The organism is Hominifimenecus sp. rT4P-3, assembly GCF_051055405.1.
Lineage (GTDB): Bacteria > Bacillota > Clostridia > Lachnospirales > Lachnospiraceae > Pseudolachnospira.
In genome coordinates this window covers 1,390,270-1,406,655 of record NZ_CP167068.1, presented here as the reverse complement: position 1 = coordinate 1,406,655, position 16,386 = coordinate 1,390,270, and the positions used below count along the sequence as shown (strand labels likewise).

The following is a 16,386-nucleotide window of genomic DNA, read 5'->3' as shown; positions in this document are numbered from 1 at the left end:
GATAATTGTCACAGTTCCTTAACCATTTCTTAGGAAAACTCCAATGGAATATTAACCCAGGAATCCCCCTTGTCTTTTACAATAAAAGGCAAGGGGGATTTTACGATAAATGCCCCGGACAGCGTCATGTCAGTTTTAGGAGGAAAACAGATGAATTTACAAAACAATACGTCCCTATCAAAAAAGATACGAAAAAAAATTGCTCTTTTCTTTGGAGGATGCTCTTCGGAATATGAGGTATCCCTCCAATCTGCCTATGCCATTCTTACTTCCATCGATTCGGCGCAGTATGAAGTTTTTCCCATTGGCATTGCCAAAGACGGCCGATGGTTCTTTTTTCAGGGAGACTTTCAGCGATTGCTCACAGATACTTGGCTGGATTCTTCCTGCTGCCTTCCTTGTTTCCCTTCTCCGGACCGAACGCTTCACGGTCTGGTCTATGGTGCAGAATATCCTCTTCATTCCATCTCTTTAGACGCTGCCTTCCCTGTTCTTCACGGAAAAAACGGAGAAGATGGTACGATTCAGGGAGTTTTAGAATTGGCCAACATTCCCATTATCGGCTGCGGCACGCTCAGCTCCGCGCTTTGCATGGATAAGGCGATGGCGCACCAGGTAGCATCGGCGGCCCATGTCCGTGTCCCGGATTCGGTTCTCGTGGATTCGTCATGGGAAGAAAAAGAACTTCAAGCAGCCGCCACGCGTCTGGGATATCCCCTCTTCGTCAAGCCAGTACGTTCCGGCTCTTCTTTCGGCATCACCAAAGTCTATGCGAAAGACCGCTTGATATCTGCTGTAAAATACGCCCTAAACCAGGACTCTCAGGTCCTTTTGGAAGAAGCTATCGATGGATTTGAAGTTGGATGCGCCGTTTTAGGCGATAACGAACTGACGGTGGGTTCTGTCGATGAGATCGAGCTCTCTGAAGGCTTTTTTGACTATACGGAAAAGTATTCCCTAGCTACCGCCAAAATCCATGTCCCCGCTCGAATCCCCGATTCCCAAGCCCACATGATTCAAGAAACAGCCACCAAGCTCTATCGTGCCTTCGGTTGCCGGGTCTTTGCGCGCATCGATTTCTTTTTGACGCCGAACGGAGACCTGGTATTTAACGAAGTCAATACCATCCCTGGATTTACTGCCCACAGCCGCTATCCCCGCATGATGGAGGCCGCCGGTATTCCTTTCCCCAAGCTAATTGAAACCATACTGAACATGAGGTTAGGCCATGAAAACCATTGAATTCGGACCAAATCAATGGAGGAATCCCTATGGCAAATAGCAAAAATTTTGCGGGCATTGATGGGTTTCGCATCGTGGCTGCTATTTTGGTCATTGCGATTCATATCGGGCCATTCTCCGCATGGAATCCGGATATCGATTACCTATTTTCCTACTGCCTTGCCCGCGTGGCCGTACCCTTTTTCCTGATGACCACCGGTTATTTTGTCCTCGCGCCCTCTGAGAAAGGGGACGTTATCGATTCTGCCCGCCTATTCCGATATCTCCGGCGAATCGGCATCTTATATGGAATCGCTATCCTTGTTTATCTCCCTGTACGGCTGTATGCCAAAAATCTTCCAACATCTCCTTGGGCCATTGTCCAGGACCTTATTTTTGACGGTACATTTTATCACTTATGGTATTTTCCCGCTCTCATTACCGGTTGTCTCATTCTCTGCCTTCTGGTCAAAAAGCTGGGGATAAAGCAGACCGGCGTCTGTGTTGTAATTTTATACCTCATCGGTTTGCTGGGGGACAGTTATTTCGGACTTGTGGAATCTCTTCCTCCTCTGCGGGCGTTCTACTACGGAGTGTTTGCCGTCAGCACCTATACCAGAAATGGACTCTTTTATGTTCCGTTGTTTCTCTATTTGGGAATGAGGCAGAAGGAACGGACTCCGCGCCGCAGGGTCTCTGATACGCTGCCAGCGCTTTTCCTATTTCTTTTCCTTCTGCTCGTCGAAGGATTTGTCACCTACCGTCTCAAATGGCAGCGGCACAACAGTATGTATCTGTCTCTAATACCTTGCTCGATCTATCTTTTTGAGTTCGTCCGCTCCATTCCAGGACAAGTTCCAAAAAGCTTTCGGACTGCCTCGTCCTGGATGTACCTTATCCATCCTCTGGTCATCGTAGCCGTACGCGGCGTCGCAAAGCAAACCAGTGCAGCCGACATTTTTGTTGGCAATTCCCTGGTTCATTTTTTGACCGTAACCATCGTATCCGCCGTGTCTGCCATCCCTATGATCTGGCTTTTCAAAAGAAAGGAAATAAACCATGTACGAAAAAGGGCGCGCCTGGATTGAACTGAATCTGGATTCCTTAAAAAGCAATCTCTCCCAGCTCCAAGCAATCCTTCCGTCTTCCTGCGCCTTGATGCCTGCGGTAAAAGCAAATGCTTACGGTCACGGCGCTATCCCCATTGCACGAACACTTTCCCAGCAAAATATCACACATTTTTGCGTAGCCTCCGCAGAGGAAGGCATACAGCTTCGAGAGGCTGGGATTCCCGGAGAAATTCTGGTACTTGGCTACACGCATCCAGAACAATTTGAGGAACTCTATCATTATCATCTGACACAGACTGTCGTCGACGCTTCCTATGGGCTGGAAATCAGCCGTTTTGGAAAAGAGCTCTCCGTCCATGTTGGAATCGACACTGGAATGCGCCGTCTCGGAGAACGCAGTGAAAATCTGGATCGTATTCTCTCCATCTGGAATCTTCCTCATCTGAAAATCACCGGACTTTTTTCGCATCTGTGCGTGCCGGATAGCCCCAAAGAAGCCGATATCCTGTTTACCCACCGGCAAATCCAACGATTTCAGACAGTAGCCCGCTGTATTCGTGGAAAAAGTAACCGTCCTTTTGCCTGCCATCTGCAGGGAAGCTACGGAATTCTAAATTATCCGCACCTTTCCTTTGACTATGCCCGGCCAGGTCTCGCGCTTTACGGAGCGCTGAGCCAGCCGGACGATCATACGTTAGCGCCCTTTTCCCCCCGTCCAGTACTTTCCCTGAAAGCCCGGGTGGAAAGCCTCAAATCACTCCACGCCGGAGAATCCGCTGGATACGGCCTGGCCTACACAGCCAAACAGGAAACCACTCTGGCCGTCGTCTCTATCGGTTATGCCGATGGGATTCCAAGGGAGCTTTCTGGAAAGGGCAGCGCTCTGATCCGCGGAAAAACGGCGCCCATCGTAGGCAGAATCTGTATGGATCAGCTTTTGTTGGATGTCTCTTTGATTCCAAAGGCTGTCCCCGGTGATGAAGCGGTCTTCATCGGCACATCTGGCGGAAAAGCCATCACAGCAGCTCAGGTCGCCGAGAAAGCCGGCACCATCTCCAATGAAATTTTAAGCCGACTTGGAAGCCGCCTTCCACGAACGATCACTTGTCATAATTGTCCCAACGCCTGAATAGAATATACAAAAAATCCCAGGGGAGGGACGTTCATGGGTAAAACAACAAAGATTATGGTATTTCGTCTGAAGGAAATCATTTATACGATTATCTTCGTAGCGCTCGGTATTCTTTTAATTTTTCTACTGATACATATGTTTTCACCGAGTAATGACGACTCACCGGCAAGCGGCGGCGTTTATACGCCTGGAGTCTACACCAGCGCTCTAACCGTTGGAAGTCAGACGGTAGACGTAGAAGTAACCGTAGACGCCGACCACATCAACTCCATTCGCCTTGTCAACCTCAGCGACAGTGTGACCACCATGTATCCATTAATGGAACCTGCGATTGAAGATCTGGCAGATCAAATTTTGGCAAACCAGAGTACGGATAACATTGTATTCCCAGATAGCCAAAAATACACTTCGTCTGCTCTGCTTCAGGCAATCACCAGCGCTCTTGATAAAGCAAAATAAAATAGGCTGGCCCCTCCAATCCGAGAGGCCAGCCTATTTTATTCTTCCATAGGAAATTTCGCAAAACAAAATCCTTTTACAGTCCATTTACGATTCGCTCCGGCTTTTTTCCAGCCGCTATGCGCTCCAAATTTTCCCATACCATCCGATGCGCCCGTGTAAATGTCCCAGTTGTAATCCCGCCAATATGAGGGGACAACAGCACTCTCCCTGGACAAGTCTCCGGCAAAGAAGCGATTTTATTGTCCGCAGAGACCGGCTCCGGATACAAGGTATCCAGTCCAGCTCCCGCGATCGTCTCATTCATCAGGGCGTCTCTCAACGCTTCATGGTCCATCAGTTCCCCGCGGGAAGTATTGATCAAATAGGCGGACGGTTTCATCTTCTTCAAAAAATCATGCCCCACCATACCCATGGTATCCGGTGTTACCGGCACATGCAGGCTTATGATATCGCAGGAAGCAAGAAGTTCTTCTTTCTCCATCCAAATCACGCCATATTCCTGCTCTTCTTTGGGTTCCGCACGATGGGAGCTATAATAATATACCGGACAGCCAAATGCTTTCAGCAGGCGGGCCGTCGCTTTGCCAATGGCGCCAAATCCAATCAATCCCACAGCGCAGTCCGGAAGTTCCCGAATTCCCTCCACCATACTCCGCTCTTTGACCTCGATTTGCCGCCCTTCCCGAACTGCCCGGTCTCCAGGCGCCACATTTCGAAGAAGGCCCAGCATCAAAAGTATCGTCTGCTCCGCCACTGCACCTGCATTGACGCCCTGGCAATTGCAGACATAAATTCCTCTCTCCCGCGCCGCCTCCTGGTCGATCCCATGGTACGCCACCCCTTCCGAGTGAATCAATTTTAGGTTGGGCATCTTTTCCATCAAACTGCGGCTGACAGTTACAATCGCATCCACCAGCAGAAAATCAGCGTCCGCCCCCGCAGAAAGGATCTCTTCCTCCGAAGCATCTCGCTGGCAGACCACCATCTCAACCGAATCGGTAAAAATATTTTTTGGACGGTATTTCTCCGCTCGCTCTTGATTTCCAATGACCAAAAGCTTCATCTATAACGCCTCCACTTCATCCAGCCAAATCCGGCTGCATGCGTCGCTGGGCATCCGCCAGTCTCCTCTCGGCGATAAAGCAACCGCGCCGACCTTCGGCCCATCCGGCAGACAGGAACGCTTAAACTGCTGGGAGAAGAAACGGCGATAGAAGTTTTTCATCCAATGAAGAATGACCGCGTCCTCATAGACACCCATAAAAGCTGCTTTGGCCAAGCGGTAGATCTTCTCCGGCGAAAAGCCATAGCGCAGCACATAGTACAGGAAAAAATCATGCAGTTCGTAAGGGCCTACCAGATCTTCTGTCTTCTGCGAAATCTTTCCTTCTTCCGGCGGCAATAATTCCGGGCTCACCGGCGTATCCAGCACGTCCAACAATGCTTTCTGCAGCGCCGAATCCCCGCATGTTTCCGCCGAATAACGCACAAGATGGCGAACCAGTGTTTTGGGTACTCCTCCGTTTACTCCGTACATGGACATATGGTCGCCGTTATAAGTGGCCCAGCCCAAAGCTAGTTCCGAGAGATCGCCCGTTCCAACCACCAGGCCGCCCAGTTGATTGGCAACATCCATCAGTACTTGCGTCCTCTCTCTCGCCTGCGCGTTTTCATAGGTTACATCGTGGACGGATTCCTCTTGTCCGATGTCTTTAAAATGGGAGCGCACGCTTTCCCGAATGGGGATTTCCCGCAACGTCGCCCCAACTGCCTTTGACATCACGCAGGCATTTTGGTAGGTGCGGTCTGTCGTGCCAAAACATGGCATGGTCACAGCCGAAATTCCTTCTCGTGGAAGGCCCAGGCTGTCAAAGGCACGGGCCGTCACCAGTAAAGCCAGAGTAGAGTCCAGGCCGCCGGAAATTCCAATCACCGCATAACGGCAACGAGTATGCTCCAGGCGTTTCCGCAATCCCGTAGACTGTATCGACAAAATTTCTTCCAACCGTTCCGTCTGCTCTTTTCCATCGGCCGGCACAAAAGGAGAAGGAGAAACCTTCCCAAGAACCGTTTCCTCCACATCCAGAGAAAATTCGACCAGCTCATAGCCCTCATTTTCCATCGGGCCAAAAGAAGTATTCCTGCGGCGTTCCGCGACTAACTTTTCCACATCTAAAACGCCGTAGGTGATTCCATTCCGGAATCGTTTGGCCTCCGCCACAAGAGTCCCGTTTTCCGCAATGAGGTTTTGACCGCTAAATACCACATCCGTGGTGGATTCTCCTGGGCCACTGGTCGCATAGACATAGCCGCAGAACAGTCGGGCCGATTGGCCAACCACCAAATTCCTGCGGTAAGCGCTCTTTCCAACCACCTCATTGCTGGCACTTCCATTGACCACAACCGTAGCGCCCGCCAGGGCATGACGAATGCTTGGCGGCTGGGGAGCCCACAAATCCTCGCACACTTCCGCTCCTACTACCAAGGACTTCATGGTCTCACACTGGAACAGGATGTCCGTTCCAAAGGGAATCCAAGAAGAGTTCCCATCCAAATCTACAAACTCCACATCCACCACCTGACGATTTCCCGGCGTAAAGTGGCGGTGCTCATAAAATTCCCCATAGTTTGGCAAATGAATCTTAGGAATCACGCCTAAAAGCTCTCCATGACAGAAGGCCGCCATTACATTGTAAAGCTTCCCATTTTCCTGCCAAGTCGTTCCCGCAAATACCAGGGCGTCCACATCTCGGCTGGCATCCACCAAAATCCTTAGCTGCTCTTCTCCTTCTGTCAATAATTTTTCTTGTAAAAACAGATCGCCGCAGGTATAGCCGGACAAACAGAGCTCTGGAAATACAATCAGCTTCGCGCCCTTGGCCGCTGCCTTTGTCATCTGCTCTACCATCTGCTCTCGGTTAAAAACCGGATCCGCCACTCGGATTTCCGGCGCAATTGCCGCCGTCTTTATAAAACCATTCTGCATGGAATTCTCCTTCTACTTTTCCGCCATTATGCGTCCTTCAAAAAAGCTTCGTATCCTTTTTTTGCTTCGTATACATCCGCTTTGCTTCCAATTTCCCAGGGTGCATGCATATTGAGAAGCGCCACGCCGCTGTCGATAACTTCCATTCCATAATTCGCCGTGATGTAAGCGATGGTTCCTCCACCGCCTTGATCAACTTTTCCAAGTTCCGCTGTCTGCCATGCGACTTGGTTCTCATCCATGATCCGGCGAACTGTAGCCATGTACTCCGCCGAGGCGTCATTGGAACCAGATTTTCCACGGGCTCCCGTATATTTGTTGAAAACCAATCCACGACCCAGATAAGCAGAATTTTTCTTTTCAAAGGCCCCTGCATAATTAGGGTCATAGGCGGCGCTGACATCGGAAGACAGCATACGGGAACGGGCTAAAGCTCTTCTTAGGCTTAAATCGGAATAAGATCCCGTTAAATTCAAAATTTCCGCCACAGTGTTCTCAAAGAACCGAGACTGCATGCCTGTGGCTCCTACGCTCCCGATCTCTTCTTTATCTACCAATAAGCAAACCGCCGTTTTGGGGGACTTTTCTACTTCTAACATCGCTGCGAGAGACGTATAGGCGCAGATACGGTCATCCTGACCATAACCCATAATCATACTCCGGTCTAAACCAAAATCTCTTGCTTCCCCAGCAGGAACCACTTCGATCTCCGCCGATAGAAAGTCCTCTTCTTCCATCCCATATTTTTCTTTCAGAATGGCAAGAATCGCCTTTTTCACCGGTTCTTTTTCTTTTTTCTCGTCTTCCCCACCTTTCACCGGCCGGCTGCCTACCAAAACATTTAGGTCTTCGCCTTCAATCACAACCCTGGCTTTCTTTTCCAACTGATCGCCTGCCAGATGGATCAAAAGATCGCTGATTCCAACTACTGGGTCTTTCGGGTCTTCTCCAATCACAAGTTCCACCACAGTTCCATCTTTTTTCGCCACTACGCCGTGAAGAGCCATCGGAAGGGCTACCCATTGATATTTCTTTACGCCGCCGTAATAATGGGTATCTAGGAGCGCCTGCTCGGTATCTTCATATAAAGGATTCTGCTTTAAATCCAGTCTTGGGGAATCAATATGCGCCCCCAAAATATTCATGCCCTGCTCTAACGGTTCTGTTCCTAACCGGAACAACGCCAAACTTTTTCCCATACAAGTGGCATAAATTTTATCCCCGGCAGTAAGCTTTTTCCCAGAAGCAATCCATTCTTCCAGGCTTTGATAACCGGCTGCCTCTGCCAGTTCGACGCACTTTTTTACACACTCCCGTTCCGTCTTTGCTTCGGAGATGAATTTCCGGTAAGCTTCGCCTAGTATGGACACAGCTTCTTCTTCTGCTTCCCCATATGTCAACCACGCATTTCCTCTTTCCATATTTTGCACCTTTCTGCTGTTTTCATTCTATAAATACTTTCAACCTTTTTGATGCAAGCCGATTGCTTCGCCCTTCGGTCTCTCGCAATCGCCAGCCACATTCGCAATCCGGGCTATCGCCCTTCTTGCTCATGTAGCTTAGCCTGTCCACTGGACGGGGCTTTCAAAATAAGAATCTCGCAAAGCGAGATTCTCCGCCTGCGGCGGGGCAGCAGAGCTGCCATCTCCCTCTCCGCCGCAGTGCGATCCTTAGCGGAGCGTTTTCCTCGATTACTTTTTTGATGCAAGCCCGATTGCTTCGCCCTCCGGGCTCTCGCAATCGCCAGCCACATTCGCAATCCGGGCTATCGCCCTTCTTGCTCATGTAGCTTAGCCTGTCCAATGTACACACCTTCGCGCGTGTAAACACGTGCGAAGGTGTGTACGCTGGACAGGGCTTTCATCAAAAAAGCTGCTGCAAAATCTCCAGACCTTGCAGCAGCCCATCTACTCCAGCATTACACTCTGGACAGATATTCTCCGGTTCTCGTATCAATCTTGATTACATCTTCCTGGTTTACGAACAACGGAACATAGACAGTCGCTCCGGTCTCTACCACTGCGGGCTTCGTCGCGCCGGTAGCCGTATCGCCCTTAAATCCAGGCTCTGTTTCCGTAATTTTCAATTCCACGAACAGAGGCGGTTCAATCGAAAATACCGTTCCCTTATGAGAGCAGATCTTCACCATCTCATTCTCTTTTACGAACTTCAGCGCATCGCCGATCTGTTCCTGTCCCAGAGCGATCTGCTCATAGGTATTCACATCCATGAAATGGAACAGGTCGCCGTCGGAATACAGATACTGCATATCCACGCGGTCAATCCGAGCCTCTTCGCATTTCTCTGTGGGACGGAAGGTTTTTTCCACCACGCCGCCGTTTACAATATTTTTCAGCTTTGTGCGGACAAAGGCAGCGCCTTTTCCCGGCTTTACATGCTGAAATTCAATGATCTGATAGATATTGCCCTCATATTCGATGGTAATACCATTTCTGAAATCACCTGCTGAAACCATTGGTTAATTTCCTCCTTGGAATTTCATATTCATAAATTCATGATGTTTCAAATCTATCCGTCTTATTGTATAATAAAACAGAGGACTTTTCAACTATTTTTTTCCTGCCGGCAATAGAAATACAGAACAATCCGTTCCAGTTTCCGTTTCAGCACAATCTGGATTTCTTCTTTTGGATGAATTGGATTCACAAGAATAGAAGTAAGCCCGGCACGATTGGCCCCGTAAACGTCTGTAAACAATTGGTCTCCGATCAACAAGGTATCTTTTTTGCTGGTGCCGATCCGCTCCATAGCCGCCTCGTATCCACGCACGGAAGGCTTATGCGCATCACAGAGGAATTCGGATCCCACCGCCTCCGCAAAAGGCCTCACCCGCGGCTCATGATTGTTTGAGAGCAAACACGTGCGAAATCCCAACCGCCGAAGCCGCTGAAATAATGCGATCGCTTCCGGCGTCGCAGGCGCTCCATGGGGTACTAACGTATTATCAATATCAAATAGAATCCCGCGATACCCGCTTCTCGCGAATGCTTCGTAGTCCACCTGATAGGCGGATTCTTTCCGCTGTTTTGGATAAAATTTACGCCACATCAATTGTTTTTCTTCGCAACCTTCTCGATCTCCCGAAGGAAAGTGTCTACGTCTTTAAATTCTCTATAAACCGAGGCAAAACGAACATATGCCACATCATCCAACTGACGCAGATGTTCCATCACAAGCTCTCCGACTTCGCTGCTGGGGATCTCCTTTTCCTCCCGCCCCATAATTTCATTTTCAATTTCATCAATCATAGAGCTGACAAGGTCCATCGAAATCGGTCTTTTATGGCACGCGCGCATCACGCCGCCTTCCAGCTTGGCTCTGTCATAAGGCTCCCTTCTGTCGCCCTTTTTTATGATCATCAACGGAATTGTCTCCACTTTTTCATAAGTGGTAAAACGCTTTCCACAGGCCTCACACTGACGGCGCCTGCGAATGGAATTATCCGCAGGCCGGGAATCAATTACTTTGGTATCCTCTGCATTGCAAAACGGACATTTCATCGAGACGTCCTCCTTTTTGGATTCTATATTGTCTGAAGCAACTCCTTCTGCCCCAGAATCAGCGATTTATAAGGGAAGAAAATATTGATTTTCTCTTCTCTTTTCCAGCTTTTTGGTAAAGCCTTCTGCAAATGCCACGTACTCTGGAGTATTCGGATTTTTCGCTCCAACCGGACATACTTTAATGCAACGGAAGCATGCGATACACCGAGAATCGTCGATTTTTTCCGGATTTTCCGGGTCAATGGCAAGCTCCGGACATTCCCGGACGCAGACGCCGCAATGCGTACAGGCATCCGTGGTCTGAGGCCGAAATTTTCCTCGGTGTCCTCCATCCTTATAGGGATAATTTCCCGGAACTTCTAACCCCTCAAAACGATTCTGTTCCAGGATGGCTTTTATACGATCTGCGAATTCCCGATCTTCTTTCAAATCCGATTCATTTGGCCGCCCTACCTGGATCTGACCATAGGTGTGCTGCCCGATCAACGCTGCCGCCGCCACCGGCACAAATCCCAGAGCCTCCGCCAACTCCTTTAACTCCAATAAAGCGTCATCAAAATCTCGATTTCCATAGGTTACCGTGACGATACAAGGCGTCTTATGCCCGGTAAATTGCTGAAACCGCTCTACCGCTCCACGATACAGCCGTCCTCCATAGACCGGAGCGCCGAATACGATTAGCTCGTCCTTTGCAAATGAAATCCGCTCCGGCGCTCTCCCCGCCACCGTCACATCGATCTCCTCTGCATTCTCATCCAGCGCTTTTGCAATGGCAACCGCTCCTGACCGGGAAGTACCGGTAGGAGAAAAATAAATCGCTCTTACAATACTTGGCTTCATAGGAAACATCTCCTTGTCACGATTTCTTTTGTCCTATTATACTCGTAATTCCCATAAATTTCAAGAACCGGGAACAAGAACCCCGCCAAAGCATAAAATATGGCCGTATATATCTATTTTTCATTTTCTGCTGGTCGAACATTGGAGCCTTTATTAGGTGGCTGCAATAAATTTGATTTTTTAGAACCATTCTCTCCATTCACACTCTTTTGGGGCTGATAACCTCGTTGTTCAATATTGGGCTGATAACCAAACTTCCCATTGAAATTATTTCCTTTTGTTCCGCTCATTTTGTCACTCCTTACCGCAAAAATTCTATTGTTTCAATATCTTCTTTAGATATAAATATTCCTTTACTTTTTTCATCCTCTATCCAAACATGGCCTTCATTCACAGTATAAGTTTTTTCAATATATAAATCCCTTTCTTCGAAATCGGACGATGCAAATGAATTCACGGAATATTTCCCATATATGGTTCTTCCACTTTTCAGTGTTACGATAATCCACGACTCTTCTTGCCGTCCAAAGTAATAGTCCCAGGCAGTTGGAATAGGGTGGATTTTGTTTATCCTTAATTTTGAAAACAACCATTCAATAATTCCTTTTTGCTTTACACTTCCAATAAGTATCGCAATTAAAGTTGCACCAACTACAGTTATTACAAGTAATAACACCCAGTATTTTATCAGCTGTTCTTCAAAATTTTCACCAAGCAATATATATGCCCAACTCCAAATTGCACAGTTTACAATACTATACAACAAACAAGAGAAAAAATATTTTGTATCATTATGTTTTGCAGGTGGCACCAAAGTATCCATAACACTTTTTATGATAAATCCTGGCAAAAGAAATATACAGGTGTAAAATACTACATTCAATGATTCTATTGTCATGTCCCACCTCCGCTCTTAGTGCAATATACTTTCAAGCACAGCAAACGCCTAACACTTGTGCATAATATTATTTTATACGTATTTAAAATTCAATTCAATATAACCCCCTCATATCCCAGCCAAATAAGAAGAATTACTTGAAAGAAAAACAAAACAGGGAATCCGATTTGAAATTTTCTCCTTCTTGTCTTGTGACGAAAGACCGCCATCCCCATCATACCGCCCAGGCTGCCGCCTAAAGCCACAAACAAAAATAAAATTCGCTCCGGAATCCGATAGCGGTGATGCTTTGCCTTCCACTTGTCCAGGCCCATTGCCACAAAGGCAAGAAGATTCATAAAAAAAAGCCAAAACGCAAGAACTAGCTTTAGCATCGTTTCTCCTCCCAGATCAAAAGCAGCGTACCCTTTTTTACCCGGACGAGACTTGGCTTTCCTGTAAATTCATTGCTGACGCCCAAAGGATTTTCCTTTACCATCCGGTAATCCGATAATGAATATTTCAGCCCTTCTTCGGTTACCCCTTCCGCTGCATCTCCCAGGCAGAAAACCGACAGAAACCCCTTTTCTCCCGCCTGAAAGCGAATCTCGCTATCCTGAATGACCCACATCCTGCAGCCAAATCCAATGAGCTCCGCCCGCAGGCCGCGCTTTGCCATGCCCGCCATCATTTGAATATTGGCAATCGTATGGGAAATTCGTCCGCCGGTTCCTCCATAAATTTTAAACTCCCGGTACCCCCGCCGGATGCCCTCTTCCAAAGCCGCCATCATATCGGTGTCGTCCTTCTCCGGCTTTAAAACCATCACGTCTGGAATACCCGGCCGGTATCCCAAAGAATCGAAATCCCCAATGGCAAAATCCACACGGATTCCCCGATCCCGCAGATGACGAAAACCACCGTCGCCTGCGATCACCAGATCTTCCGGTCCAGGAACAATCGTCCCATCTCCAAAATCACCCGCGCCCACAATATAGCAAATCCCCATTTTTTCCCTCCTAAATCGGTCACGATTCGCCGGATGGCGAATCCTCACGGAAAAAGAATGATTCTTAAGCAAATCCACCAACAGCTTTTCTGCCCGCCATGACCAAAAGCATACGCCCGTCTGGTAAGTATTTTTATTATACAAAAAAGGAGACCCCCACACAAGAGATCTCCCACAATTTCTATAAAAGTCTCCCTCAGCGTCCATTGACAAGGGCAAGCACCCGTATCGGCCATCGAGGCATAAAATCAATTCGGCATCCGGATATCCCGCACGTCCCGCACCACACTGTGACGAATCGGCTTCCACTCGATTTTTTTCACAAGAGCCACAACGGAAATCGGTAAATACGTATACATAAAGAACGGGAATGTAAACAGATAAAGAATCTTTTTGTATCCCTTACAGTGAATATTTTTCCACTCGGTAATCACGGTCAAGCCGCCCATCGCCACCAGCATGAAGTAAGACTGGACGCCATAATATAGCACACGCTCCACCAAAGGCTCCATCTCCCAGAGCGTATAGACGTCGGCCGTCAATCCGGTCAGAATCAAAATCAGCCCCAGAGGCAATAAAATCGCGCTTACCAGCATGCCAGGCGCCAAGGTCATCAGCATATCATATGCAGAAAAACTCCCGTGGGCCACCTTCCCTGCCAGACGTTTTCCATAGTGGAAAAACACCTGATAAAATCCCTTAGACCAACGCAAACGCTGATTCCAGGAATCTTTAAAAGTAACCGGCTGTTCATCGTACAATACCGCATTTCTGTTATAGCCGATAATCTCTCCCTTTAAAATCGTGTCGGCAGAAAACTCGATATCCTCCGTCAACAGATGATGCTTCCATCCACCGTTTTCACGAAAGACCTCGGTATGCACCAAAAATCCGGTTCCTGACACAAAGCAGCTGCTTCCCAGCGTCATACGAGCCTGGTTCAAGTAACGGGCCTCTCTCAAAAACCAGAGCGCATAGCCTGCGGAAATCCAGTTGGAATCATAGTTTTTGGAATTCCGGTAGCTGGTGATCACACGATAGCCAGAGTCAAAAGTATTGTTCATATGCGCGACATAGTCTTCGTCCAATACATTGTCTGCATCAAAGACAAAATATCCGTCGCAGCGCTCCAGGCTGTAATCCCGATCAATGTTACGCAGCAGTTCGTTCAGGGCATAACCTTTACCAACCAGTTCTTGGTTAAACCGCTCATAGACCACCGCCCCGGCGGCTCTCGCCACCTCCGCCGTATGATCCGTACAATTATCCGCTACGACATAAATATCGATCAAGTCCTGCGGATAGTTTTGCTGGCGGATGCTGTTTATCAGCTGTCCGATTACCAGCTCTTCATTTCTCGCGGAGATCAGCACGCCGAAATGATGCTGCACCTTCGCAGTCCCCTCTTTGGGCTTTTTCAGCAGCGAAATTACGATATACGCCATCTGATAAAAGTAAAATGCGAAAAAAGCCCACCCTAGCAATCCGATTGCTTTTTCCAGAAAGCTAACCATAACATATCCCCCTTTAATCCTAACTTATAATATCAGCGGGAAATTAAGATTAGCATCTCTATTTTCTTAAGAATTTATGAAAGAAATGTTACAATTATTGCGAAAATACTTCGAAACCAATTTTGCAGAAAATCCCCCAAAATCCCCTTATTTTCGCTCCACAGACTTTACCGTATAGCGATAAACAGCGTTGGAATCTTCCGCCGTAAAAGCATTTTTTTCACAGATAAATTGATAGGTGCCAAAAACCGTTTCTTCCTCCATAAAAGTCACCAGAACCCGAACGCCCCCTTCGCTTTCCTCAAAGTGTTCCAGATGAACCCAGCCGTCTCCCATATCGGACAGGGGAACACGATATACTTCCGCAGATGCGTCATAGGTAAATCCACTTTTTCCGTTCAAATCCGGAAGTTCGGCGCTTCCGTCAAAGCAGGCAGAATAGATTTGCTGCAGAGCAATTTTCGGAATTTGCACGCTTCCCTCTTCCTCATAGCTAACGCCTGGCAGCATATAGCCATAATTTACTGTCGCCAGATATAAAACGTCTCCGACAAACTCTAAATTCGATGGGTCATAGACACTTTCTTCATCCTCCAGCAGTATCCGGATGATACTGTCAAAAATCGGCGTCATCTGATCCAGGCTGTCCGATAGAGACTCCTTTTCCTCCGCCTGATCCCATACTCCGGTGTCGGTGTGAAACAGGCTTTCTCTCCCATCCAAATCGACCAAACGAAGTGTATGCTCCTCTCCCACCTCAAACTCCCAAGAAACGATGGTCTTCATGAAATCATAGCGATCGTCTCCATAGGAATTTTTTATATCCAGGGAAGAATAAGGTCCTGATACGGCAGGTTCATAAGACTCCTGCATTCTGGCCTCAGAACTGGCAAAATATTGTAATCCGAAACCACCGTCGCTGCCGTTTTCCAAGGCAGGGTGAAAGTAATAATAAAAATCCCCAAGCTTTGCCGCCACGCACCAGCGAACCTCCGCTCCGTTCTCTTGGGATTTCAACAAGTACGCGTCGATTCCCAATTCATTCCATGCAAACTGACACCCCTGGGCATAGGACAAACTGGTTCCTTCCCCGGTCTCCAACGCCTGAAAAAAAGGAATGCCATCCGGCTGCTCCGTCTGGTTCCAGGCGGACGCCGGCTGAAACCGTGATGCGTAATAGCGATAGGCTGTCAGGACTGTCTCCAACTCATTGGCGTCAGTTGGAATTTCCGCCTTCATTTTTTCCAAATCTTCCTCCATCATCTTTCGATACGAATCCTGGACTTCCTTCTCATAAGCATATGTCAATTGAAAGTTTTTATCCGCAAGCTGGATATCCGTAAGCAAAAAACCATAAGGGCTGATACGGATCCACTCCAAGATAAACCCATTTTTTTCTGAATCGGACGAGGCTGGCACCTGTTTTGCCTGCTCCTTGATTCCGTCCACCAAGGCACGGTAAACTGACAGATCCGCTCCCAAGTAATCCTCAAATGCCTGTCCGCCACCTACACTTCCGAAAGCCTCTTCCGCTGTATTCCCATGATTTTCCTCTGATGACTGCGTTCTTGTTTCCTCACTTTTACACCCGGACAAGGCCAGTATCACAATGAAACACCCAATTGTCCAAACCCATTTTCTCATATTCGCATACTCCTCTTTTCCGATTCTGCTATCCCCTGCGGATTTCTACCTGCCGCCTGGTACACGCAAAATAACGTCTTTATTATAGTATAGAAAATCCCGTGATA

The 16,386-nt window shown here is 48.0% G+C and carries 17 protein-coding genes; 4 read left to right on the top strand and 13 right to left on the bottom strand.

The window, feature by feature from the left end; translation table 11 throughout:
- Positions 1–150: 150 nt before the first annotated feature.
- Genes vanG through ACCC71_RS06505 form a run of 4 tightly spaced genes read left to right on the top strand, consistent with a single transcriptional unit; the run spans position 151 to position 3,882 of the window.
- On the top strand, positions 151–1,242 hold the full coding sequence (gene vanG, locus ACCC71_RS06520) for a D-alanine--D-serine ligase VanG (RefSeq protein ID WP_434311612.1): 1,092 nt from the start codon (positions 151–153) through the stop codon (positions 1,240–1,242).
- A gap of 29 nt (positions 1,243–1,271) precedes the next feature.
- Positions 1,272–2,309, top strand: coding sequence for an acyltransferase family protein (locus ACCC71_RS06515; protein ID WP_434311611.1), 1,038 nt, complete (start codon positions 1,272–1,274; stop codon positions 2,307–2,309).
- Positions 2,281–3,420 (top strand): serine racemase VanT catalytic subunit, encoded by a 1,140-nt coding sequence (vanT, locus tag ACCC71_RS06510; protein ID WP_434311610.1) that lies wholly within the window; start codon positions 2,281–2,283, stop codon positions 3,418–3,420. The genes ACCC71_RS06515 and vanT overlap by 29 nt, the downstream gene beginning before the upstream one ends.
- A gap of 36 nt (positions 3,421–3,456) precedes the next feature.
- Positions 3,457–3,882 (top strand): hypothetical protein, encoded by a 426-nt coding sequence (locus tag ACCC71_RS06505; protein WP_434311609.1) that lies wholly within the window; start codon positions 3,457–3,459, stop codon positions 3,880–3,882.
- 76 nt (positions 3,883–3,958) lie between these two features.
- Here the strand turns inward: ACCC71_RS06505 and ACCC71_RS06500 are convergent, their stop codons facing one another.
- The 13 genes from ACCC71_RS06500 to ACCC71_RS06440 all read right to left on the bottom strand — a co-directional run bounded on the left by ACCC71_RS06500 (position 3,959) and on the right by ACCC71_RS06440 (position 16,279).
- Positions 3,959–4,948 (bottom strand): 2-hydroxyacid dehydrogenase, encoded by a 990-nt coding sequence (locus ACCC71_RS06500; RefSeq protein ID WP_434311608.1) that lies wholly within the window; start codon positions 4,946–4,948, stop codon positions 3,959–3,961.
- Positions 4,949–6,871, bottom strand: a complete 1,923-nt coding sequence (locus ACCC71_RS06495) for an NAD(+) synthase (protein ID WP_434311607.1) — start codon at positions 6,869–6,871, stop codon at positions 4,949–4,951.
- Positions 6,872–6,897: 26 nt separating this feature from the next.
- Positions 6,898–8,292 carry an aminopeptidase gene (locus ACCC71_RS06490; RefSeq protein WP_434311606.1) on the bottom strand — a complete coding sequence of 465 codons (1,395 nt, stop codon included), beginning with the start codon at positions 8,290–8,292 and terminating at the stop codon, positions 6,898–6,900.
- 497 nt (positions 8,293–8,789) lie between these two features.
- Positions 8,790–9,347, bottom strand: coding sequence for an elongation factor P (gene efp, locus ACCC71_RS06485; RefSeq protein WP_434311605.1), 558 nt, complete (start codon positions 9,345–9,347; stop codon positions 8,790–8,792).
- 89 nt (positions 9,348–9,436) lie between these two features.
- Positions 9,437–9,940: a YqeG family HAD IIIA-type phosphatase gene (locus ACCC71_RS06480; protein ID WP_434311604.1), complete on the bottom strand. Its 504-nt coding sequence runs from the start codon at positions 9,938–9,940 to the stop codon at positions 9,437–9,439.
- Entirely contained in the window at positions 9,940–10,392 is a 453-nt protein-coding gene (gene nrdR, locus ACCC71_RS06475; protein ID WP_434311603.1) for a transcriptional regulator NrdR, read from the bottom strand. Before nrdR ends, ACCC71_RS06480 begins: the two co-directional genes overlap by 1 nt.
- Positions 10,393–10,458: 66 nt before the next feature.
- Complete coding sequence (locus tag ACCC71_RS06470) at positions 10,459–11,235, bottom strand: 4Fe-4S binding protein (protein ID WP_434311602.1); 777 nt, start codon at positions 11,233–11,235, stop codon at positions 10,459–10,461.
- Positions 11,236–11,348: 113 nt separating this feature from the next.
- The gene (locus tag ACCC71_RS06465) at positions 11,349–11,525 is read right to left on the bottom strand and encodes a hypothetical protein (RefSeq protein ID WP_434311601.1); all 177 of its coding nucleotides are present in this window, start codon (positions 11,523–11,525) and stop codon (positions 11,349–11,351) included.
- Positions 11,526–11,536: 11 nt separating this feature from the next.
- Positions 11,537–12,133, bottom strand: a complete 597-nt coding sequence (locus tag ACCC71_RS06460) for a DUF6338 family protein (RefSeq protein ID WP_434311600.1) — start codon at positions 12,131–12,133, stop codon at positions 11,537–11,539.
- An 89-nt stretch (positions 12,134–12,222) separates the two neighbouring features.
- A complete protein-coding gene (locus ACCC71_RS06455; protein WP_434311599.1) occupies positions 12,223–12,507 on the bottom strand; it encodes a DUF1294 domain-containing protein in 285 nt (94 codons plus the stop codon).
- Complete coding sequence (locus ACCC71_RS06450; protein WP_434311598.1) at positions 12,501–13,121, bottom strand: thiamine diphosphokinase; 621 nt, start codon at positions 13,119–13,121, stop codon at positions 12,501–12,503. The genes ACCC71_RS06455 and ACCC71_RS06450 overlap by 7 nt, the downstream gene beginning before the upstream one ends.
- 248 nt (positions 13,122–13,369) lie before the next feature.
- Positions 13,370–14,635 (bottom strand): glycosyltransferase family 2 protein, encoded by a 1,266-nt coding sequence (locus tag ACCC71_RS06445; protein ID WP_434311597.1) that lies wholly within the window; start codon positions 14,633–14,635, stop codon positions 13,370–13,372.
- 147 nt (positions 14,636–14,782) lie between these two features.
- Positions 14,783–16,279 (bottom strand): hypothetical protein, encoded by a 1,497-nt coding sequence (locus ACCC71_RS06440; RefSeq protein WP_434311596.1) that lies wholly within the window; start codon positions 16,277–16,279, stop codon positions 14,783–14,785.
- Positions 16,280–16,386 lie beyond the last annotated feature (107 nt).

Excerpts from the sequence above, each read along its gene's own strand:
- vanG (WP_434311612.1), top strand. The coding sequence starts at position 151 with ATGAATTTACAAAACAATACGTCCCTATCAAAAAAGATACGAAAAAAA.
- ACCC71_RS06515 (WP_434311611.1), top strand. The coding sequence starts at position 1,272 with ATGGCAAATAGCAAAAATTTTGCGGGCATTGATGGGTTTCGCATCGTG.
- vanT (WP_434311610.1), top strand. The coding sequence starts at position 2,281 with ATGTACGAAAAAGGGCGCGCCTGGATTGAACTGAATCTGGATTCCTTA.
- ACCC71_RS06505 (WP_434311609.1), top strand. The coding sequence starts at position 3,457 with ATGGGTAAAACAACAAAGATTATGGTATTTCGTCTGAAGGAAATCATT.
- ACCC71_RS06500 (WP_434311608.1), bottom strand. The coding sequence starts at position 4,948 with ATGAAGCTTTTGGTCATTGGAAATCAAGAGCGAGCGGAGAAATACCGT.
- ACCC71_RS06495 (WP_434311607.1), bottom strand. The coding sequence starts at position 6,871 with ATGCAGAATGGTTTTATAAAGACGGCGGCAATTGCGCCGGAAATCCGA.
- ACCC71_RS06490 (WP_434311606.1), bottom strand. The coding sequence starts at position 8,292 with ATGGAAAGAGGAAATGCGTGGTTGACATATGGGGAAGCAGAAGAAGAA.
- efp (WP_434311605.1), bottom strand. The coding sequence starts at position 9,347 with ATGGTTTCAGCAGGTGATTTCAGAAATGGTATTACCATCGAATATGAG.
- ACCC71_RS06480 (WP_434311604.1), bottom strand. The coding sequence starts at position 9,940 with ATGTGGCGTAAATTTTATCCAAAACAGCGGAAAGAATCCGCCTATCAG.
- nrdR (WP_434311603.1), bottom strand. The coding sequence starts at position 10,392 with ATGAAATGTCCGTTTTGCAATGCAGAGGATACCAAAGTAATTGATTCC.
- ACCC71_RS06470 (WP_434311602.1), bottom strand. The coding sequence starts at position 11,235 with ATGAAGCCAAGTATTGTAAGAGCGATTTATTTTTCTCCTACCGGTACT.
- ACCC71_RS06465 (WP_434311601.1), bottom strand. The coding sequence starts at position 11,525 with ATGAGCGGAACAAAAGGAAATAATTTCAATGGGAAGTTTGGTTATCAG.
- ACCC71_RS06460 (WP_434311600.1), bottom strand. The coding sequence starts at position 12,133 with ATGACAATAGAATCATTGAATGTAGTATTTTACACCTGTATATTTCTT.
- ACCC71_RS06455 (WP_434311599.1), bottom strand. The coding sequence starts at position 12,507 with ATGCTAAAGCTAGTTCTTGCGTTTTGGCTTTTTTTTATGAATCTTCTT.
- ACCC71_RS06450 (WP_434311598.1), bottom strand. The coding sequence starts at position 13,121 with ATGGGGATTTGCTATATTGTGGGCGCGGGTGATTTTGGAGATGGGACG.
- ACCC71_RS06445 (WP_434311597.1), bottom strand. The coding sequence starts at position 14,635 with ATGGTTAGCTTTCTGGAAAAAGCAATCGGATTGCTAGGGTGGGCTTTT.
- ACCC71_RS06440 (WP_434311596.1), bottom strand. The coding sequence starts at position 16,279 with ATGAGAAAATGGGTTTGGACAATTGGGTGTTTCATTGTGATACTGGCC.